Annotated in this window: 22 protein-coding genes; 2 read left to right on the forward strand and 20 right to left on the reverse strand. The window is 31.4% G+C overall.

Annotated features, from left to right (window positions below; translation table 11 throughout):
- Positions 1–18 precede the first annotated feature (18 nt).
- Positions 19–258 carry an acyl carrier protein gene (locus tag MKY70_RS28635; RefSeq protein WP_088031199.1) on the forward strand — a complete coding sequence of 80 codons (240 nt, stop codon included), beginning with the start codon at positions 19–21 and terminating at the stop codon, positions 256–258.
- Positions 255–1,439 carry a hypothetical protein gene (locus MKY70_RS28640; RefSeq protein WP_341026519.1) on the forward strand — a complete coding sequence of 395 codons (1,185 nt, stop codon included), beginning with the start codon at positions 255–257 and terminating at the stop codon, positions 1,437–1,439. Before MKY70_RS28635 ends, MKY70_RS28640 begins: the two co-directional genes overlap by 4 nt.
- A 160-nt stretch (positions 1,440–1,599) precedes the next feature.
- Here the strand turns inward: MKY70_RS28640 and MKY70_RS28645 are convergent, their stop codons facing one another.
- The 20 genes from MKY70_RS28645 to MKY70_RS28740 all read right to left on the reverse strand — a co-directional run bounded on the left by MKY70_RS28645 (position 1,600) and on the right by MKY70_RS28740 (position 21,876).
- On the reverse strand, positions 1,600–2,766 hold the full coding sequence (locus MKY70_RS28645) for an AAA family ATPase (RefSeq protein WP_341074695.1): 1,167 nt from the start codon (positions 2,764–2,766) through the stop codon (positions 1,600–1,602).
- 25 nt (positions 2,767–2,791) lie between these two features.
- Positions 2,792–3,760 (reverse strand): hypothetical protein, encoded by a 969-nt coding sequence (locus MKY70_RS28650; RefSeq protein ID WP_341026522.1) that lies wholly within the window; start codon positions 3,758–3,760, stop codon positions 2,792–2,794.
- A gap of 12 nt (positions 3,761–3,772) precedes the next feature.
- Complete coding sequence (locus MKY70_RS28655) at positions 3,773–4,729, reverse strand: 3-oxoacyl-[acyl-carrier-protein] synthase III C-terminal domain-containing protein (RefSeq protein WP_176280901.1); 957 nt, start codon at positions 4,727–4,729, stop codon at positions 3,773–3,775.
- 4 nt (positions 4,730–4,733) lie between these two features.
- Positions 4,734–5,885, reverse strand: a complete 1,152-nt coding sequence (locus tag MKY70_RS28660; RefSeq protein WP_341026525.1) for an acyl-CoA dehydrogenase family protein — start codon at positions 5,883–5,885, stop codon at positions 4,734–4,736.
- Complete coding sequence (locus MKY70_RS28665) at positions 5,866–6,627, reverse strand: FAD binding domain-containing protein (RefSeq protein WP_088031205.1); 762 nt, start codon at positions 6,625–6,627, stop codon at positions 5,866–5,868. Before MKY70_RS28665 ends, MKY70_RS28660 begins: the two co-directional genes overlap by 20 nt.
- On the reverse strand, positions 6,605–8,944 hold the full coding sequence (locus MKY70_RS28670) for a xanthine dehydrogenase family protein molybdopterin-binding subunit (RefSeq protein WP_341026526.1): 2,340 nt from the start codon (positions 8,942–8,944) through the stop codon (positions 6,605–6,607). Before MKY70_RS28670 ends, MKY70_RS28665 begins: the two co-directional genes overlap by 23 nt.
- A 58-nt stretch (positions 8,945–9,002) precedes the next feature.
- Positions 9,003–9,470 (reverse strand): peroxiredoxin, encoded by a 468-nt coding sequence (locus MKY70_RS28675; RefSeq protein WP_241139175.1) that lies wholly within the window; start codon positions 9,468–9,470, stop codon positions 9,003–9,005.
- Positions 9,471–9,472: 2 nt separating this feature from the next.
- Positions 9,473–9,739, reverse strand: coding sequence for a phosphopantetheine-binding protein (locus MKY70_RS28680; RefSeq protein ID WP_241139176.1), 267 nt, complete (start codon positions 9,737–9,739; stop codon positions 9,473–9,475).
- A gap of 4 nt (positions 9,740–9,743) precedes the next feature.
- On the reverse strand, positions 9,744–10,790 hold the full coding sequence (locus MKY70_RS28685; RefSeq protein ID WP_341026528.1) for an XdhC family protein: 1,047 nt from the start codon (positions 10,788–10,790) through the stop codon (positions 9,744–9,746).
- 226 nt (positions 10,791–11,016) lie between these two features.
- Positions 11,017–11,487 (reverse strand): (2Fe-2S)-binding protein, encoded by a 471-nt coding sequence (locus MKY70_RS28690; protein ID WP_241139178.1) that lies wholly within the window; start codon positions 11,485–11,487, stop codon positions 11,017–11,019.
- The gene (locus MKY70_RS28695) at positions 11,477–12,112 is read right to left on the reverse strand and encodes a nucleotidyltransferase family protein (RefSeq protein ID WP_241139179.1); all 636 of its coding nucleotides are present in this window, start codon (positions 12,110–12,112) and stop codon (positions 11,477–11,479) included. The genes MKY70_RS28690 and MKY70_RS28695 overlap by 11 nt, the downstream gene beginning before the upstream one ends.
- Positions 12,109–12,360, reverse strand: coding sequence for an acyl carrier protein (locus tag MKY70_RS28700; RefSeq protein WP_341026531.1), 252 nt, complete (start codon positions 12,358–12,360; stop codon positions 12,109–12,111). The genes MKY70_RS28695 and MKY70_RS28700 overlap by 4 nt, the downstream gene beginning before the upstream one ends.
- Before the next feature lie 3 nt (positions 12,361–12,363).
- Positions 12,364–13,419, reverse strand: a complete 1,056-nt coding sequence (locus tag MKY70_RS28705) for an alcohol dehydrogenase catalytic domain-containing protein (protein ID WP_149191280.1) — start codon at positions 13,417–13,419, stop codon at positions 12,364–12,366.
- Positions 13,385–15,205 carry a beta-galactosidase trimerization domain-containing protein gene (locus MKY70_RS28710; RefSeq protein WP_341026534.1) on the reverse strand — a complete coding sequence of 607 codons (1,821 nt, stop codon included), beginning with the start codon at positions 15,203–15,205 and terminating at the stop codon, positions 13,385–13,387. The genes MKY70_RS28705 and MKY70_RS28710 overlap by 35 nt, the downstream gene beginning before the upstream one ends.
- A 3-nt stretch (positions 15,206–15,208) precedes the next feature.
- The gene (locus MKY70_RS28715) at positions 15,209–16,360 is read right to left on the reverse strand and encodes a DegT/DnrJ/EryC1/StrS family aminotransferase (protein ID WP_088031215.1); all 1,152 of its coding nucleotides are present in this window, start codon (positions 16,358–16,360) and stop codon (positions 15,209–15,211) included.
- Positions 16,361–16,363: 3 nt separating this feature from the next.
- A complete protein-coding gene (locus tag MKY70_RS28720; RefSeq protein WP_088031216.1) occupies positions 16,364–17,107 on the reverse strand; it encodes a sugar phosphate nucleotidyltransferase in 744 nt (247 codons plus the stop codon).
- Entirely contained in the window at positions 17,070–18,221 is a 1,152-nt protein-coding gene (locus MKY70_RS28725; RefSeq protein WP_341074698.1) for a glycosyltransferase family 4 protein, read from the reverse strand. Before MKY70_RS28725 ends, MKY70_RS28720 begins: the two co-directional genes overlap by 38 nt.
- The gene (locus tag MKY70_RS28730) at positions 18,175–19,158 is read right to left on the reverse strand and encodes an NAD-dependent epimerase/dehydratase family protein (protein ID WP_149191284.1); all 984 of its coding nucleotides are present in this window, start codon (positions 19,156–19,158) and stop codon (positions 18,175–18,177) included. The genes MKY70_RS28725 and MKY70_RS28730 overlap by 47 nt, the downstream gene beginning before the upstream one ends.
- Positions 19,151–20,482, reverse strand: a complete 1,332-nt coding sequence (locus MKY70_RS28735; protein ID WP_340814541.1) for a nucleotide sugar dehydrogenase — start codon at positions 20,480–20,482, stop codon at positions 19,151–19,153. The genes MKY70_RS28730 and MKY70_RS28735 overlap by 8 nt, the downstream gene beginning before the upstream one ends.
- Complete coding sequence (locus MKY70_RS28740) at positions 20,482–21,876, reverse strand: class I adenylate-forming enzyme family protein (protein ID WP_341026539.1); 1,395 nt, start codon at positions 21,874–21,876, stop codon at positions 20,482–20,484. The genes MKY70_RS28735 and MKY70_RS28740 overlap by 1 nt, the downstream gene beginning before the upstream one ends.
- Positions 21,877–21,894: the final 18 nt, after the last annotated feature.

Consider the following 21,894-nt stretch of genomic DNA (forward strand, 5'->3'; position numbering starts at 1 on the left):
AATTAGGGAGAAGATTTTATGCGAGATTCTATTATTGAGTTGCTTCAAAAACAAATTCACATTGATAGTAATACAGACGATGATCAAGACTTATTATTCGTTGGTTTCAACTCTATTGCATTTATGCATTTTATTGTAGACTTAGAAGTTTATTTTGAATTTGAAGTATTTGATGAAGAATTAACACTAGATAATTTTACTACTATTAATAAAATAATAACTTTTGTACAAAATAAAAAAGGAGTTGTTTTGAAATGAATGAGCTAATTATTGATAATTTCACAAAAAATGAAGAAGAATTCCAACAATTCCAGTACCTGCTTCGTTTTTTAAATAATAATATTATCTCTTGTAAAATTGATCATGATAAAATTAAGATTGATCATACTGAAAAAATTACTATTCATCTAGAAAAACTAGTCCACAAGTTAACAGAAAGAATTTCAGGAGGAAGGAATCTTCCTTTTAAAAGTCAAATTATTCATGAGCATTCGGTACAACCACCTTATATAAATGACATATTTACACAACTTATAGATCAAAATATTATTGTGAAAAATCATGAGGGAATCTTCACATTCCGTCCCCCTTTCTCAGACTTAATCCTTTTTTTAGACCAATTAATTGTTGATTATGTTGCAAAACCACTAGGTGCTGTAAATGAATATTATCCTACATTAATTTCAATGGATACTTTAAATAAAACCAATCACTTCACTTCTTTCCCGCATCATGTACTATTTACTCAACATTTAGAAGAAGAGTTAACGAATATAGATAAGTTCACAAAAAATGTAAGAGCGAACGATGGTTTGAATGCAGATATGATTAAACCTAATGACGTCAGAACAACTAGCCTTGTTAAAAATCCAGCTGTTTGCTACCATTGTTATCAAAGTTTAGAAAATAAAGAAGTCCCTAATGAGGGGAGTACAATAACATCTGTTGGAAGATGTAGCCGATATGAATCAAATAATCATTCAGATTTTGGCAGATTACTTGATTTTTCAATGAGAGAAATTATCTTTATCGGTAGTGACGAACACGTAAAATCAATGCGTGAAAAATCAATTATATTATTGAAAGAATTTCTTAACATATGGGAAATTGATTCTTTCCTTGAAAATGCTAATGATCCATTTTTTACAAATGATTATAAAGTTAAATCTTTTTTCCAAAGAGATCTGGATATGAAGTATGAGTTAAAATTCAAGATTCCTTATCTAAATAGTTCTATTTCAGTAAGTTCATCTAATTACCATGGTAATGTTTTTGGACAAGCTTTTTCAATTAAAAATAATAATGAATTTGCCTCTACGAGTTGTATGGCATTTGGTTTAGAGAGATGGATATTTGCATTCTTGGCTCAGTATGGTTTAGATACCCAACTATGGCCCGAAAAAATTAAAGAATTATTTTCAAAGTATTTAAAGGGATAATAATGCATTTTAAATATTTATCATTACAACCTTATCATTCTCAATATAAAAATGAGCATTAATATATTTTTACAAACATAACAAATACCAATCTAAGTTTAGATTGGTATTTGTTATGTTTGTACTTAACTAAAAAATTTCCTCCTTAATAATTATCTATCTAGCTATTCCTTCTCTTTTCCAAAAACTTCCTTACACTTGCCTCTTGTCCCACATCCCATGGCGTAAAAAATACTCTGTTTCTACACGATTCAGGCAGAAAAGGAGTGTCTATTTCCCCCGCTTTTTTATTTCCTTTATAATAGTTCAACAAATATTCTGGCACACTCGGTAAATATCCACTTTCAATTTCCTTAAATGTTGTTTGTACAGCTTCAACAATACTTCTTGATTTTGGAATTAAAGAAAGATACACTACCAAATTTGCTAATATTAATATTGAGTCGTATTCTTCATCGCCTAGATTATTATATAATTGTTGCGCACTTGCAATAGACTGCATAACATCAGGTTTTGCAAGTCCTACATCTTCAGCTGCAAAAATAGACAGCCTTCTAAATATTTGGCTACCTGGAACTCCAACGCGTATCATACGACATAGATAGTAGAGTGAAGCATTCTCATCACTCCCACGTAGAGATTTAATAAAAGCTGACATTAACTTTGAAGGATCATCCCCTTGAGTAATTCCTAAAACTGATTGTACATCCTCTAAGGTTATAATATTCTCTTCTATATTAAATAATAAATCTAAGGTCGTTATAAACTTTCTAACATCATTCTCATACGCACCCATTATTAATTCTTCTGCTTCAGGCTCAATCTCAATATTATTAAAAATTTTTTTTATTTTCTGGATTAATAACTTCACTTCTGTTCTGTTTGGAGGATATACTTTTGTTAAAAACATTCTGGACCGAATAGCATCCGCGATTGTTTTATATGGATTTTCAGTTGTTGTACCAATACAAATAACTTTCCCTTCTTCCATATACGATAATAAAATACTTTGCAACCTTTTATTTAAATAGTGAATCTCATCTAATATCAGCACAAAAGAACTGGAGTGCTTTTCGATTACTTCTCGAATATCACCAGTTGAATTTACTGTTGCATTCATCTCTTCAAAAGTCAGATCCGATGATTTTGCTAAAATCTTTGCTAAACTCGATTTACCTGTACCTGGGGGACCATATAGTAAGATAGATTTAAGATTTTTATTCTCTAGCATTTTCATAATAGGATGATTTTTCTTTTTTAAATGCGACTGTCCTAGGACCTCTTCCATACTTTTAGGTCTAAGGAATTCTGTTAATATTTTTACCATTACTTTTTCCCCCACTCTAACTCTCTCACATTTTTTCTAAAACTACCCCTGCAATCCCATGATCAATGCTTGCAGATACAAGCAATATATCATCTCCTGGTTTTAATTTCTTATTAGACTCTAAATCTAGTAGTGATAAAAAAACATCACTACTTAATAGATTTATCTCTTGAGATTTTATTCGATTCCAAGAATTTAATCCTTTGTTAAATCCTATCTCTTTAAACATATTATCTAATCTATTGGATACGTTCTGATATACTATCCATTTAATTGAATGTTCTTTATTATTAATATCATCCAATAATTCTCTATATTTTGCAACTAGTAAATCCTCAGCAGTTAAATAATCATTGATACTCCAATGCGCAGGACTTATATTATGGCAGGTAGGATATACTTTAAAATATTTAATTTTGTAATCACCATTCTGGTTATTTAATAGCAAAGAAATTGCCACATCCCCTTTTGTATAGCCATTAAAAGCAGAACGTGAAAAAGGAGCATGCATCGAATCTACAATAGTAGCCAGAAAATTTTTATACCCATTGTTCAATAGAGCTTTCGCTATGTCCATAGCCATAATACTACTTAAGCTGCCTGCTTGCCCAATTGAAAATGGCAAAGCTTTTTTTAATTTTAATTCCTTCTTAGCCTTAAGTACAGGTAACATACTATGACTTTGTTCTAACGTTTCATGACAGTAACATAATACATCTATTTCATCAGCGGGTATATTAGATTCACTTATTAATTTTAGTAAAATATCTGAATGAGGAGCATTGAATGTAGGTACTTTGATTGTTTTTGAAAGAAACTCTTCTTGTTTTTTTGAATCATGAATTGACGGTATGTTATGAATATTATCCTCGAACAGCCAATCCAAAGCGCTGTCTACGTTCGTTTGCTTTTTATTAAAATCTTGCAAATAGTCTGCCTTATTAGCATATAAGGGATTTTCAACATTTAAAATTGATAAAAAAAAACTATTCACACTATGACCTCCTTATAGATACTGGTGTAAAGCACAACCATATGTACCTCCTAGCCCCACTGTAATAGTTAGATAATAAGAACCTGGTTTTATTTTTTTTTCTATATCAATCATTTGTAAATTAAATAGAATATCTGAACAGTATAAATGTCCTACCTTATCTATAGTGTCCGTATAGAATTTTTCTATAGGAAAATCAAGTATTTCTGATACTTTTAGCCACGTCTTATAGTTAGCATTGCTCCCAATTATAAGGCTGATCTGTTCTAATGTAAGATTTGCCTCTTTTAATACTTCCCTCACTATTTGTCTAATAGCAAAATAGTACGTTGTATTAAACCATTCTAACTGATTTGGGGTAGAATTCACGCCATTATACGTTACCGCATCAACATTATTTTTTATAATTTGAATTGTATGGTGGTTCCCTTTAAGATTTTTACTCAAATAACAACAACTAGCACTATCACCTAATAATGAATCAGGGATACGTCGTAGGCTTGGATGAAAGGCTTTATCTCCACTTACTAATAATATCCCTTCCATTTCTTCATTGGAATTAAGTAATTGTTGTGCTAGTAATAAAGAAGTATGAATAGAAGCGCAATTTTGTTGAGCAACAGAAAATGTGGGTATGTCCAATAAATCATAATCATGCATCAGTTTACGAAATATATTTTGCTCATGCCAATATATCTGAGAAGTCCTAGTCAATATTATTCTATCTATCGCTTTACCCTCTTTTTGTAATTTACATATTGTTGGAGTACAAGCCTTGTAAAGCATCTCCTCCAAACTTAATTTTTCCTCTATTGGTACACATTTAAAACCTAAATTGCTGTCAAATCTATCAATATCGCTTTTACTAAACGGATAATCAACAGCATTTATCATTCTTGCAACTTCAGGAATATCAATTTTCTTACTAGGTATATAACTAGATATATGTGATAAGGCAATAGGATTCATAGTCTTACAACCTACCATTCATCATTTTATTTTTGATATCCATTTTCAATATATTGGTTGAACCCTCCATAAACTCTATCATTCTTGCATCTCTTAACCACTTTTCCAAAAGAGGATGCTCTATCAATCCGTAGTCCCCCATTAATTTTGAGCATTCTCTAACTACCTTTACTACTACACCATTCATATACTGCTTTGCCATTGATGAATAATATGAGTTAAAATTACCAGCATCACATGTAATAGCTGCCTGCAATGTTAATACTCTTCCTCTTTCAACTTCCCATTTCAACCTGTCTAAAATAAATTTATTATATTCATGATTCACGCATGTTTGTACATAATCTATAATAGCTTTACTTAATCCAATAGCAATTGCAGCTGTTGCCGGTCTCATGTGTAAAAATGTTTCCATCGCTCCTCTTATCCCTCTTTTTAACGAACTCTTGTCATGTCCCAAAATATCTTGCTCCGTTACTAGAAAATCAATAAACTCAATCTTTCCTAAACGAGCCGATTTTAATCCGAGTGTATTATCGACACTCTGTTTAATATTGGATAAATTATTATTTTTATTAATTAAAAAAGCATCTAAAAAAATACTTTTATTTTTTGGTAAATCTTTCTTTGTCTTTTTAGCAAAAACAACCATATAATCTGCAATAGCCCCATTTCCTACATATCTTTTTTGACCATTTAATAAATAAGTATTGTTTTCTCCTTTTTCTGCAGTCATTAGCATATTGGCTACATCAGACCCCGCGGTTGGCTCTGTTAATGCAAAAGCTGACCAAGAATTATTATTGATGAAATATTCAAAAAAATTATCCCTTTGTTCTTGCGTTCCTATTTTATCCACTATTGTTCCCGAAAGATTCGGACCTGGAAGGGATAAATATAAACTTGGATCTCCATAAGCTATTTCTTCTACAAAGATGACATTCTCTAATGCCGTTGTACCGAATACTTTATTTCCATCCTTTAAAGTAATTCCATCCCAATATCTAGAAGGTGTTTTAAAAAAATGAAGAGGCTTGAAATAGGAATCCTCAACAAAAGTATTAACAGGTTTACCAGCCCTATCACTTTCTAAAGCCAGATCTCTTACAACTGTAGCATATGGGTTTAACCATTTTTTAAATAAGTCTATTTTCATCCTTAAGCCCCCCTTTAAACTGATTTAGTATATGTTGAACCATAGAAATTTTATATTTTTTATATTTCGAGATGCTAGTATAATCAAATAACTCAGTAATATTAGTTCTATATAAATCTATTATTATTGGATACTCATTAATTCCTGTAATAGCAGCTTTTTCATTAACAATGGTGACACCAAGCATTTGCCTACTCTTTAAGTAAAATTTAATATATAGACTATTATGTATTTTAGGAATTTCTATTCCCAAAATAAGTTCATCTGATTTTAAATATAATTTATTTTGTCCCTTTACTAACTCTTTTATAGGTACCTTCTTCAAGTTATTTTTAGATCTTATCCAAACTAAAGCATTAGTAAGGTACCATCCCCCCCAATAATCTCCTGACAAATTAGCATCACAAATTGTTCCACCAATTGTTGCTCTATTCCGGACTTGTAAATCTCCTATAGTGCCCGCTGCTTGATAAAAAGCTGGAAGAGATTCTACTACTATGTGATTATTTAAAATATCGGTATGTGTAAGACACGCCCCTAAAAACACGCCATTTTCTTCTACTCTAATTTCTTTAAGTTCCGGAATTCTTGTTATATCTAAAACTGTATCTGGGAAGAGAGTTCCTTTTACTATTTGGTTTGTTACAACTTGTCCACCGCTTAATATTACTTTTTTTCCCTTTTTTACAGTTAATGCTTTTATTGCATCCTCAAGACTTTTAGGTGCCATGTATTCCACCATTGTTAGCCTCCTGTATTAATGACCAAATTTTATCTGATGTTGCAGGCATATCAATATGCTCTATACCAAATATAGATATTGCATCTACGATTGCATTTATTATAGCCGGTGGACTTCCTATTGTACCTGCTTCACCTACTCCTTTAACTTTTAAAGGGTTTACGGGAGATGGGGTGATTGTCTTTTCTAGTGTGATTTTAGGAATATCCATCGCTCTTGGTAATTGGTATGTTCGAAAAGATTGTGAAAAAGGGACTTCATTATCTTCGTCATTACATACTTCTTCTAATAGTGCTTGTCCCATCCCCTGGACTATACCTCCTTTAATCTGCCCTTCAACAAGCTCTTCATGAAGTATATGTCCACAGTCATCCACTGCAAAATACTCTAATATTTTGGGTTCACCAGTTAAAATATTAATTTCGACAATGCATAAATGCGAACCAAAAGGAAATGTAAGGCTAGAGGGTTCAAAAAATACCGTTGCCTCTAAACCTGGATCAACACCTTCTGGAAGATCATGGGCTAAGTATAATTTTTGTGTCACTTCTTCAATCCTCATAGTCTGTTTTTCATTAATGAAGAATAATCCTTTTTCAAATTGAATGGAACGAATATCTTTGTCCCAAATCGCAGATAAGTATATCTTTGATTTATTAATAATTTGCTGACACGCCTTGTATATAGCACTTCCACCAACAGCAGCACTCCTACTACCATAAGTCCCTCCCCCCCAAGGTACATTGCTTGTCTCACCGGTAATTACCTCAATATCTTCAAAATTTATTCCTAGTTCTTGTGATACTATTAATGACCATGCAGTTTCATGTCCTTGACCAGCCGGGCATGATCCAGAAATAACAGTTACAGTACCTAAAGGATGAATCCTAACAACAGCAGATTCAAAACCACTCGTCATCAAACCGATTGCCTTATGTTCCTTAGATGGACCAGTTCCACAAAATTCTACATAACTCGAAAGGCCTATACCTAACTGATAGTTACTTTTATTTTCCCTTCTCATTAACTGCTCTTTTTTCCATTTTTCATATTCACTAATTTTTATTAATTTTATTAAAGATTTATGGTAGTCACCACTATCATAAGTCAATCCAGTAACTACACTTTTAGGAAATTCATAGGATTTGATGAAATTTCTCATTCTTATTTCTACAGGATTTATACCACATTTTAGAGCTATGATATCTATAATTCTTTCTAATAAATAGATTGCTTCAGGCCTTCCTGCTCCCCTATATGCATCTATGGCTACTTGATTAGTATAATATGCTTTTATATCAACATTTATATAAGGAATATTGTAGCACCCTGATAACATCTTTGAAGTATAGATAGGCATTCCCGGTGTAGCTACTTGCAAATATGCTCCCATATTTGCATGTAATAATAAATCTATTCCTAGGATTTTTCCTGCAGGATTATAGTAGACCTTTACATCATGTATTTGATCTCTACCATGGGTAGTCGTACAAAAATTTTCATTTCTTGTCTCTATAAACTTAAGAGGCCTTTTTATTTTCTTAGCAAAGTAAGCTAACAGAACTTCTTCCCTATAAACATTCATTTTTGAACCAAATGCCCCACCTACATCAGGACATTTCACATACAAACGATTTTCCGGATGTCCTAAAGCAATTGATAAAGATAATCGTAAAGCATGGGGAAGTTGAGTAGAAGTCCACATTGTTAGCGTATCCTGATACTCATCATAGTAAGTTACTACTCCCCTAGTCTCCATTGGTAGAGGTGCTACCCTTGGAATTATGATTCTCTGTTCAAAAGAATGTACTGCATTTTCAATCTCTTTCTTATTTCCAAATGTTTTTTTTATATTGTAAGCTACGTTTTCCTTAATATTTTCATGTACAGATACACCTTTGTTATCTATTGCTTCCAATAGATTTGTAATAGCTTTTAACTTTTTATATCTTACCTTAACTTTACTAGCTGCTAATAAAGCTATTTCTCTACTTACAGCAATTATTATGACAATAGGCTCTCCTACGAATCTTACCTTTTCTTTTGCTAACAAGGGATGTCCTGGATTTTTCAGGTTCTCTACAGGCCATACAATTGAAATCTCCCCCAGGTTAGGATCTAAATCCTCACTTGTAAATATACCAATTACCCCTTCTATGAGGGCATCTGTTTTATCAATTTCTTCAATAAACGCATGCGGGACTGTACTTCTGACAAAAGTAACATAATGCATATCAGGAAGGTTAATATCGCATACGTATCTCCCCTTACCAGTAATAAATCTATTATCTTCTTTCCGCAGAGGTTTAGTATTCAAATAACCACCTCATTCCCCCCATTTAATTTGTAAAAGTTAGAAAGTAAAACCACGTATTTTACTTTCTAACTTTTTCCAATTCTTCCAACACTTCTTTTGCGTGATTACTTGGATTAACATCCGTAAAAATTTTTTGGATAATACCTTTTTTATCTAAAATAAATGTGGTTCGATTAATTGATTTAATAACCTTATTAAGAAACTTTTTCTCTTCAAACACACCATATCGTTTAGCAACTTCAAAATTCTCATCACTTAATAACTGAAATGGTAATTTGTAATCATCACTAAATTTTTGATGAGATTCTAAATTATCTGCGCTAATTCCAAATAGCTCTACATCCTCGAGTTTTTGAAACTCACTATAATTATCCCTAAATGAACAAGCTTCTTTTGTACAACCAGGTGTTCCATTTTTAGGATAGAAAAACAAAACAATATATTTACCTAAATAATCATTTAAACGTAGCTCTTTCCCATTCGAAGTTAAAAGTTTAAAATCTAGAATTCTATTTTCCAGTATCATAATTAAACAGCCTCCCCATTAACTTTTGTATTTATATACTTTGTTATTTTTTCAAATGACCAAATTAATTTATTTTCTAGTAATACCTTTTCCATATCTAACTCAATATTAAATTCCTCCTCCATACTTACCAACCATTTAATAATAGTTAACGAATTTAAAGATAAAGCACTTATATCATCCTTAACTTCCATAATAGTTTCTTTATCTAATGCTCCTTCAGAAGCTTCAATTAAAGTTTTTACTATTCTCTCTTTAATTTGATCCATTTTATTACCTCCATGTATTTGTTTGATCATTATAGTAATTTATAATTTCTCCTAAAATGCTTATTGCAATTTCTTCAGGTGTTTGTGCAGCTATATTTATCCCAATTGGACAATGAATAGAATTGGTTTCCGTAGCATCAATTTCTGTCATTAAATTATTTAATCTATGTCTTGGTCCCATTACACCAATGTACTTAAACCCTAGATCAATAGCACTTTTTAAACATAAACAGTCAAACGAAAAATTATGACTCATAATAACAACTGGTGTATTCTTACTCATATTCGTTAAATAGGATTCAACATTCTCTATGTTATTAGAAAGTAAAGTAACTTCTTTGCATCTGTTAGTAAATCTTTTAATTAAGCTCTCCCTAAAATCATTTATTCTTAGTTCAAAATTTAATTTTTTTGCTATTTCCATAATAGGAAATACATCATTTCCTGCCCCCATAACAATTATTTCTTTTTGGGGATAAAACGCTTGAATAAATATGCCTACCTTATTGTTCTCATCATGATACAAACCTGTTTTAATTTCTACATTATTCAAAGTCTCTTTGATTTTGGGATCTAGTAAATCAGAATTATTCAGAACTTTCAAATCCGAATTTTCATATTTGATAAAACTCTCCCCTACTAGCCTAAAATCAATATGATTAATAATGGTACCAACTAGTACAGTCTCGTTTTTATTTAAACTATTATATATAGTATGAAGATGTGGTTGTAATTGCTTAGTATCTAAAATCAGAATATCCATGTCGCCTTTACAACCTTTATCAAAACCAAAAATAGGATCTGGTTGTGAAAGATTTAAATAACTGCCAATATCAAAACCTGTTTGATTATTCATTACGTCTAAGGATTTATCAATTATGTTATTTTCTATGCACCCCCCACTTAACTGGCTATATCCTATTCCTTTATCATTAATAACCATTTGAGCTCCCCGCTTACGGTACGTTGAACCCTTAGTATTTATAACTGTAGCTAATGCAGTTTTTCGTCCCTTTATTGTTTCACTTAATAATTTCTCTATGGTTTCCATCTATTAACCCCTTAAAAATTTTTCATTAGATAAATACATGAAATTATTTTATTAGAACAAAACATAAATAGTATTAAATGCATAATTCATTCTTTAACGGTCCCGTATTTATTTAAGTTTTAAAATACAAACTTCACTCTCGTTATCATACACATCCTGTAGCAAGAATATATTTAAGTTCTATACTATATATCTGTCAGCATCCTCACTTTCGGAAGAGTGTTATCTATTCTTTCCCTAAACTTTCTTTTATTGCTTTGATAATAGGAGTATAGCCAGTACATCTACAATAATTCCCTCTTAATAGCTCTGCGATTTCTTCATCCTTTAATTCTGTAAAATTTTTAGTAATAAAAGTACCAATCATCAAAAAACCTGGCGTGCAATATCCACATTGGAGAGCATATTGCTGTTGGAAACTTTTCTGTAATATACTATATCCCTGATCTGTCTCCAAACCTTCTACTGTAGTTATTTGTTTTTGGTTACACTGTGCTGCTAAGATAGCACATGATTTTACGGGTTCATCATCCAGTAGCACCGTGCAAGCACCACATGAAACACAATCACAGCCTATATGAGTACCTGTTAGTTTTAAATTATCTCTTAAAAAATGTACTAACGGTTGAATAGAAGAAACAGCAGTATTAATTTTTTCCCCATTCACCATTATTTCAATAGGGACTTTATTGGTCACATTCATACCCCTCTTTTAATTTTATAAATTTTAAATAGTCTTCTTGAGTATCAATATCTATTATTGGAAAATCATTTGAATTATCTATATTTTTAACCGATATCTTATTTTTATTTATTAAAGTGTTGAATCCCTTGTCACCTTCTAGTTCATCGACTTTTTTAAGTAATTTTGGTCCTAACAACACGGGATGTGCAGGGGTATTATTATAATTATTACGTATCGCATCGTATTGATACTTGAGATAGCATGTTTTCATCTCAAGTATCAATTTTTGAGAAATTATAGGCTGATCTCCTAAGAAAATAAAAACAGGTATGTCACCTTTAAAGCTACCTATACCTATTTTTATTGATGATGAGATTCCTTTTTTGTATTGATCATTTCGAACAATTTCAACTTTCTTTCTTATCTTTATTGAAATGCTCTTCTCTACTGTCTTGTCCATAAAACCTAACACTAAAATAATTTGATTGAATCCTGCTTGTACTACTTGTTTTATGACATGCTGTATCATAGTTTCATTATTTATTGATAAAAGTTGCTTAGGTTTTCCCATTCTACTTGATTCACCCGCAGCTAAAATTAATGCACCAAACCTCTTGGATTTATTAATTTTTTTCAAGACCTATTTCCATGTTCAATATATTGAACTAGATGTTCAATCGTATTACTATGTTCATCAAAAGTTTCTCGATAGTCTAACTCAATATTAAATTCATTCTCTAAATCAACCATTAATTTCATAAATTTGATAGAATCAATTTTTAATTTTCCATAGCCAATCCTATCCTCCATCTTTAATTTCTGTGTAGAAATATTATTATCTGATAATACGAGTTTTAACTTCGTTAAAATCTCTTCTCTACTCATTTTTCATACCCTCGATTCTCCTAGACTTAAAACAATTTTCAAAGCTTCTTGACTCTCGAACATTTTATAAGCTGTTTCAATGTTCCCAAAAGACATACGATGGGAAATAATAACACTAGGGTCTAGTTCCCCATCTTTGATTTTTTCTAAAAGTAACTCTCCATATTTTAAAGGGTCCCCAACCACAAATTTTAATGATAACTCTTTTGCAAAAGACTTCTCAGTATTAAATGGCATAGCCTTTGAATGATGCGCTCCTACACATACTACATTACCTTTAGGACGTACTAGATCTAAAGCTGTTTGAAGTGTATTATCTGTCCCTACGGCCTCAAGTATCACATCGGCACCTCTTTGATTTGTAAAATTATAAATTTGATTTAACTCATTCGGCTTGAGAGGTATCGCTCCTAATTTCTTAGCAATTAAATGTCTATTTTCATTAGGTTCAATTAAAAAGACTTTTGACTTTGTAAACATCTTTGAACACAAAATTGTCATTAGTCCTACAGGTCCACCACCGATAACTACTACGCAATCATCTTCTTTTATTTGTCCCTCCATAGCACAGGCGTATCCGGTAGATAATATATCACCAACAAAAATAGCCTTTTCGTCAGATACATTCTCTGGAACTTTTAATAAAAGCTTATCAGCGTATGGGACTCTAACTTTTTCAGCCTGTCCACCTGGGATATACTCTCCCACAACTTCGCCATAGCCAAATAATGAAACATGTTCACAATGGTAATGCATATCTTTTTGACAGTACCAACAATCTCCACACGCAACAATATCAGAGACGACAACTCTATCCCCTACTTGGATATTTTCAACTTCATTACCTACAGATTCTACAATTCCTGTAAATTCATGTCCCATTATTGTATTATGTATAAAGTCATTAAGTTCTCCTCTATACGGATGCATATCTGTACCACAAATAGAAGTTAAAGTAACTTTTATAACAGCATCTTTAGGATGTAAAATACTTGGAACTGGAACATCTTGAATCTGGATGAGTCTAGGTCCTCTTAACAGAGCTGCTTTCATCGCCATTCTCCTTATCCTTGAATACTTTTATTTCTTTTACTGACTTAGGTTGCATTTTTATATCTATATAGGTGTTATTAATAAATAACTTCCCATTTTGCTCTCTTGGAGAATGATTAATTAAAACGCAATTATTATGGTTATGATAATTTAAAATGTGTACATCAACAAAAGGCGATGAGAATTGGGCTGGTGCATCAATTCCTTCTGAATAAAGGATATTTTTGTAAATTTTATAAAAATTTTCTTTTTCCATATCGTAAGGCTTATTTAATAGCGACTCTATTGGGATATTAATATAGTAAACTTTCCCTTTTCCATATGAATTTCTTGTTATAATAGGCTTCTTCGATTCATTAAATCTTGCTAACACTTCTGCTTGATTTTCTTTTATAATTGGAATTTGATTATCTTTTAAATTTTCCCATTCGACGTAATATGAAGTCCCTTCATATTCAAAACTTCTAAAATCCTCATTGTTTAATGTATAATCTTCTAATTCTATTCCAAATAGGTCAGATATCCCATGTCCGTATAAGTAATTCCCTGTACTATAGATCAATATTCCACCTTGGTATACATATTTTTTCAAATTTTCTAAATCTTCATTTGTCAAATGTAGGTTTGAAGGGAATAGAATTGCTTTATACTGTTCTAGATTTTCCCTACAAAATTCTGTTGGGATTTGCGTCTTTTTTAGCAATAAAAACGCGTAGAATTGAGATATTGATTTTTGTGTAAAATCTAAATTCTTATCATTTTCTTCAAACTGCTCTTCTGTTAAAAAAATCCCTACCTTTTTTTCACTCAACTTTCCATCTCGTATCTTATTGGAAATTTTTACACATTCTTTCAAACTGTATACACTCTTTTTAGGCTTTCCAGAAGAGCTATAAAAACCAACAAACCTTTCTCCCGGTCTTAAATTAAAAGGCTCTTTAACAGTCTCAAAATCTTTCCAACACCATGAAATAATTCCTGTTGCTCCATGTAAAATACTACTTAATCCACTCGTCAACATATAATCAGCTCTTATATCATCGGAACAACCATACAAACCAAATTCATCAACTAAGGGCTTACCATATAATTTTGCTATTGAAACTAGAAATGATACATATAATGATGATTTCCATGAATTATTGGATTCAATATTGAATTTTGTCCATAGAGGAAATCCATGTATTGCAACCGCATCCAATTCATTAGAAATATTAGATAAAACAAAAGGATGTTCTCCTACTACTGATAAATGATCACTTGCCATAATTACACTACTTTGTGGATTCCCCTTTTTTAATGCAGTAATCATATCTCTTAACCATATATTTGCTTCTTCACTTTTCAGCGATAAAACCGCTTTTTCATTTGCATATATTATTTCATCACCTATGTCAAAATATAAAATATTTTTATACTCTCTTAGTTCCTTACCTATAAACTCTAGAAAACACTCTGCTCTAGTTTTAAGTTTAATATTTCCCCATACATCCGTTGAATTATCCCAAGGTAGTTTAAATATTTGTCCATTCATCCATATTGTTAAAATTGAAGGAATACAATACAAATTAGCCTCATCTGCTAATTTAATAAACTGATGTAACCGCTCTACAACAAGATAATCATAGACTCCTTCATGAGGTTCGAAATCTTTCCAAAACAAGAAAAACCTGACTACATTAAACCCTTCACGAGACATTTTTAACAAATCAGTTCTTACTTCATCTTCATCCCATTCATGCCAATATTGACAGCCACTTTTGGATGGATGATAGTTGAAACCTATATACATAACTTATATATTCTCCTTTAATGTGTGCTCTAAAACACAACAAACTCTATGAATATCACTTACATTCAGGTTAGGATGTAAAGGTAAAGTTAGTTCTCTATCTGAAATTTCTTCAGCTATAGGACAATCACCTATTTTTGTTCCTTGTGTCTGTCTATATAGTGTAAATAAATGACATGGGGGATAGTGTACACTTGTTTGAATTCCTTCCTCTTTTAACTTACTAATAACGAGATCCCTATTTATATTTCCAGGCAATATTATAGGAAAAATATGGTGACTACTTTTTGAGACACTTACGGATTCAAAAGGTATTGTCACATCCTTTATTTGTCTTAGATTTATCCTATATTCTGAAGCTAGTGCTTCTCTTATTTTTTGATTTTCTTTGTACTTATATATCTGTTGAATCCCTATCGCAGATGCTAAATCTGTAGTCCTATAATTCATACCTACTTCCTTAACATCGTATGTTGTAGGTCTCCCTTTATGTTTTTCCCATGAGCTAACGCTCATAGAATGGGATCTAAATAAGCGTGCTCTCTCATGTAAGTTAGAGTCGGAAGTAACAAGCATTCCACCCTCACCTGTAGTTATGTTTTTTGTTGAAAAGAAACTAAAGCATCCTATGTCTCCAATGGTTCCTAAAGATCCCTTAGGAGTCTTTACAAATGGTCCATGTGCTACGTCTTCAACGACCTTTATTCCATAACTATGTGCTATCTGCATAATTCTATCCATATCTGCACTATAACCACCATAATGCACCACAATTATAGCTTTTGTTTTTGAAGTTATTTTTCTCTCTATTACTTCCGGATCTAAATTAAAATCATAGTGGCTTGTAGAATCTATAAAAACTGGTGTAGCCCCCACCATCTTTACTGCATTAGCTGACGCCACAAATGTCATTGAAGGTACTAAAACTTCGTCACCTGGCCCAATATCTAAAATTTTCATAGCTGTATGTAGAGCAGCCGTCCCACTATTTACAGCTAATCCTGGCAAACTAATATTTAAGTTTTCAGAAAATAAAACCTCGAATTTTTTAGTCTCTTCCCCCATAGATATCCATTGAGATTTTAATACTTTAGTTATAGCCGATATTTCTTCTTTACCAATTGTTAAATCATATAAAGGTATTTTCCAATCCATAATTTATACAACCCTATCTTTTTCTATTAAATTTTCTTTACTTAAATTCAATAATTGATTTTTATTTTTTTGAAAGAAATCGGTAGCTAAGTCTAACCCTCTTTTTGTCCCAATATCCATCCATACACCTTCATGAATATATGATTTAACTATTTTTTGCGATTTAATTAATTTTTTTAAAAATTCAGGTGCACCTATTTCTTCATCTTTATTTAAATAAAATATTGATTCAGGGTTTAGCATATAAATCCCTGAAGAAATTAGTAGATCGTGAGACGGCTTTTCAAGGTAATCGGTAATCTCACCAATAGAATTTCTTTCTACCACACCAAAATCAACATTTAATGAATGGTTATATAACATGACCGTACCAATTGCATTGGAATCAATATGTTCTTTATAAAATTTTCCAAAGTCCAAATCTGTTAATATATCTGCATTCATTAATAAAAAAGGCTCATTCAAATTTTCTATTAATGTTAGTGGTCCAATTGTTCCCATTTCTTTATCTTCAACTGTATAGTCAATATTTAACCCTAACTCTTTTCCATCTCCAAAATAAGTTTGAATTAAACGAGCCTTATAATTTAAAGTTAGAGTCACATGTGTAAATCCATGGTATTGAAGTTGTCTCAAAATAACTTCTAAGATTGGTATTTCATTCAAAGGAATAAGTGGTTTAGGGATGATTTTAGTATATGGGTGTAATCTAATCCCTTTCCCCCCTGCCATTATTACTGCTCTCATATGTTTCTACCTCCCTTTCAATAATTTTCTCATATAACACTTGAATATTTTCTGTTACCTTTTCCCATGAATATTGATTGATAACCTTCTGATACCCATTTTCCCCATACAACTGAGCGAGATACTTATTTTCTAATAAAAACTGTATATTCGCTGAGATAGATTGTATTTCCGTATTTGTTATCAGCCCATTTTCCCCATGGTTAACGATATTCTTAACACCTGGAAAGTTAGCTGAAACTACTGGCTTCTTACACAGCCATGCTTCTAGGAATGTCAATGGGAATACATCTGCAGTAGAAGGTAAACATAGTAAATTACAAGCTTGTAATGCAGAAAGTTTTTCTCTTTCTGAAACTTGACCTAAATCTAATATTGCTTTATTATCTTTATACCTTTCGAATATCAATTTAGATCCTTTATAATGAGGTCCAATGAAAATAAATTTACTATTAGGATGTTTCTTTATTATGTCACTACTTGCTTTCAATAAAAGATGATAGCCTTTTGATTTTATTTTTCTTCCAAGAAATAAAATTATTTGATCATCCATTGAAATATTATATTTTTCCCGAAAATCAAATATTTCTTCATCACTTATTACAGGAGCCTGGGAAATCCTAACAATATTATTGAGATATTTTGATCCCAATTCTTGTATAAGATTCTTTTCTTCGTACTCTGTTAAAGTAACTATATTTTTTGCAAGTCGACATATATTAAGCCCTTTCCTTCGATTTTCCCATAAGCGAATATCTGTTGCAGGAGTTACTACAACTGGAGCTTTATAACTTAACTTTTGAACAACATCACAAAACTCTTCATCTACTAAATCCACTAAATGTATTAAATCTGGTTCCAATTTTTCTAAATAATCAATATAATCGTCAAGGGATGATGAACTAGGGATAAAAATCCTTGTTCCTAGTTCATCTCTTATTATTTTATATTTTTTATGCACATCGCTTTTTTGTACCAGTATTATATCTACCTCATTGTGTTTAGATAAAAATTTGGCAGTATAACTTGCCATGTTATCAGCACCTGATACCATTGGATAACTACTTCTAAACAACATCAATATTTTTTTTATATTCTTGTTTGTACCATTCATAAGTTCGGAACAATCCTTCTTCTAATGAGACTTTAGGCATATAGTTAATTATTCTTTTAAGTTCTTCTGTACTTGGGCATCTTCTCGCAGGTGAACCTGCTGGTGCTGGAAGATTTTCAATTTCCACATCATAATTAGCTATCTTAAATATTTTTTTGCATAAATCTTTAATTTCGATTTCTTCTTCTGAGTTACCAACATGAACTATCTGACATTTTTCATCTTCTAGTAAAGCCACCTCATATGTTGCTTCCACTGCATCTGTAATAAAGCAAAACGCTCTTGTTTGTTCAGCACCATATAGTTTAAAAGGGGTTTCTTTACTGAAAATTCTTTCAATTAAAGCTGGAACTACATGGTCTTTTCCCATTCTTGGTCCATAAATATTATGATAGCGAACAATTTTCCCTGCAAAATTATATTTATTTGCGTAATGAATAGTTAATAATTCACCAGTAATCTTCGAACCCGCATAAGAATTTCTTGGTAAAGTTACATCACTAATTGCTACAGGTACGCCCTCGGATGTCGGGATTGGTATATCAAAACATTCTTTTGACCCATTATACGTTTCGCTAGATGAAGAAAAAACAAATGACTTAGGTGGATGCTTTGCACACCAATCTAAAACATTAATCGTGCTCAAAATATTGGTCCTTAATACTTTTTCAGGCATTTCATTCGCATATTTAACACCATTTATAGCAGCTAAATGAAATACATAGTCGAATGACTTATCCATTAATAGATCATCTAAAGGTTTAGTTAGATCACCTTGTATAAAGTTAAATTTAGATTCATGCTTTCTAAATTCATCATCTTCTTTAATTCTAAAAAAGTTATCAATAACCGTTACATTATGTTCTTGGGATAGTAAATACTTTACTAAATGAAAACCTATAAAACCTGCTCCACCAGTTACCAAAATTTTAGCCATTAAATCCCACTCCTAAGTAATCACATTTTTTATTTGTCACATTTTTGAGAACCTCTTTATAAATACCCCATACATCATAAATAATTTTCTGTTTCTTCTCATGAGTATCAATTATATTATCTGAATATAATTGATACTGCGGGTGATTATTTAAAATAATCACAATATCTGTTTCTTTCATTCCAGCTTCGAATGTAACAGCCTTTAGTCCAAATTCCTCTTCAATTTTTTGAGCATCAATCACAAAATCATGTAACATGATTTCTTTAACTTTCTTTCCTTTTAAAAGGTTAAGGAGCTCCCATATTGCACTTCCTCTTAAATCATCTGTTTCAGGCCGTCCCTTGTATGCCAACCCTGAAACAAAAATTTTAGTGGTATTCCAATCCAACCCTTTACTCTCCAAAATATCATTTATTTGTAACATAATACCTTTAAGCAAATTCTCATTTGTATCTCTTGCTACTTTTACTAAATGCGGCATATATCCTTTTTGTTTAGCAGAATAAATTAAGTGATAAGGGTCTTTAGTTAAACATGATCCCCCTACATAACCCGGAGTCGCAATATCTGGTCTAGGATAATTATGATTTGCAGCTTCTATCATCTCATGTATATCTATATTAAATTTTGTTGAAATATTGGACATCTCATTCCCAAAGCTATATAAAATATCTGTATGTGCATTGCACATTAACTTCAGCATCTCTGCTGTTTCAAACGATCGTACCCTGACTACTTCTACGCCTAGCTTCTCAAAAAGCCGTTTAGCTTGCTCAAAATGTTCATCATTGGATGTTCCAATAACCTGTGGTAAATTTAATAACTCTTCTAATGCTTTACCTTGAATTGTTCTTTCTGGTGCAAATACAACTTTAGGATTTTTAATTTTATTTTGAAGTATAGGTAAAACAAATTCCCTAGTGACACCAATTGGTAATGTACTTCGAATAACTATTAAAGTATCGGATGTCATTTTATCTTTTACAGCCTCAATAGCTTCCTTGAGATATCTTAAATCTGGCTTATTATCTTTTTGTGAGTACGGAGTACCTACACAAATAATTACACTCTTTAAATTATCCGGAATATATTGTTGAACTGTAAGTCTATTATTAATTTCCTCTTTTAATATACTTTCTATTCCAGGTTCAAATAGATGTATATCCCCTCTACTCAATTGATCCCTAACTTCTTTTTTCACCTCAATACCTACAACATTCTGTTTTTTAGCAAGAAATGCACTAGCTAGTGTAACACCAACATAACCTAATCCGATTATACAAATACTATCGTTTTGTTCTTTCTCTTCTACGTATCTCATTAGTATCTATCCCCTTCTATATATTTTTCCTTCCAACTTTTCGAAATTTCTTGTACAATTTTAATTTGGTGGGGTAACTTATATTCTGCTAATCTTCTTTCTAAAAATTCTTTAACACATTCAATAGTTAGATACTCACTTTGTGCTTGAACATAGGCAACAATTCTCTCTCCATATAATGTATCCACTTCTCCTAAAACTTTACAATCTGTAATATAAGGATGATTTACTAAAGCACGTTCAATTTCGGTTGGATTTATTTTTCTACCTCCAACATTTATAAATGTTTTTGCCCGTCCTTTTAAAAAAACCTCTCCATTTTTAACATATCCATAGTCTCCTGTTTCGAATGTTCTGTTAATAACAAACGAATGCTCACCAACTTCAGTTAAATATCCATTAAAAACCGTATGACTTTGCACTTTTAAACAACCATTATTACTTGTTTCTACTTTAACGTGAGGTAATATGTAACCCACCGCATTTAAACTTGATTTTCTAACAGGATGTGTCGCTGCTATGGCACCTGTTTCTGTACTTCCATATACTTGTTGAATAGGCAGACCGAACTTTTGGAAAAATTTCCTCTTAACTATCTTATCTAGAGGACCTCCTGATGAAATTATTAATCTTAGCGTTTCTAAATCTATTTTTGTTATTTTTTGGGCTTGAGTAAGTATGTTATAAAATACAGGTACTCCAAATAAAATTGTAGATTTTGATGCATGAACTGCATTAATGACTTTTCTGGGGGTAGGGTTTTTACATAGATACAGAGTAGCTTGACTAAAAATTGAAGTTAAACATGCACCTATTAAACCGTATGAGTGAGTTAATGGAACGGTTGAAATTATAGTATCGGTATTTTTAATATCAAACCAATCTCGATAGCTTTCCGCACCTCTCCATAAACTATGGTAAGGAATCTTGGCAATTTTAGTAATACCACTTGTTCCAGAAGTAAGCATATATAAGGATTTACTTTCTGCTTCATAGTTATTATTTGGTCTTTTCAATTGTTCACTATAAACTTCCGAGTAAGTGTAACAGCTACTGGTTGATATAGATTCATAGTTATAGGTATCTGGTATAATCCATACACTTGTTTCTGTAATTTTTTTAACTCTTTCTATTTCAGAAACTGTACATTTACTATCCAATGGTAGTAAACTATATTCTTGCTCTATAATTGTTAACAATATCATCAATGATCGTAAAGAATGATCTACTACTAAACCAATTTTTTCTCCCTTTTTGAAATGCTTAAAGTTATTACTAATAACGTTCATTTCCTTTATTACCTTTGTAGGAGAATATATAAATTCTTCATTGATAACTGCTGCTTCTTTTTTTAACGCTATTTGTTTTTTTAACAAAGTTTTAATATAACCCACATTTATCAAACCCTCTTA

It is taken from the genome of Bacillus sp. FSL R9-9492, assembly GCF_038007365.1.
Classification (GTDB): Bacteria; Bacillota; Bacilli; order Bacillales; family Bacillaceae_G; genus Bacillus_A; species Bacillus_A mycoides.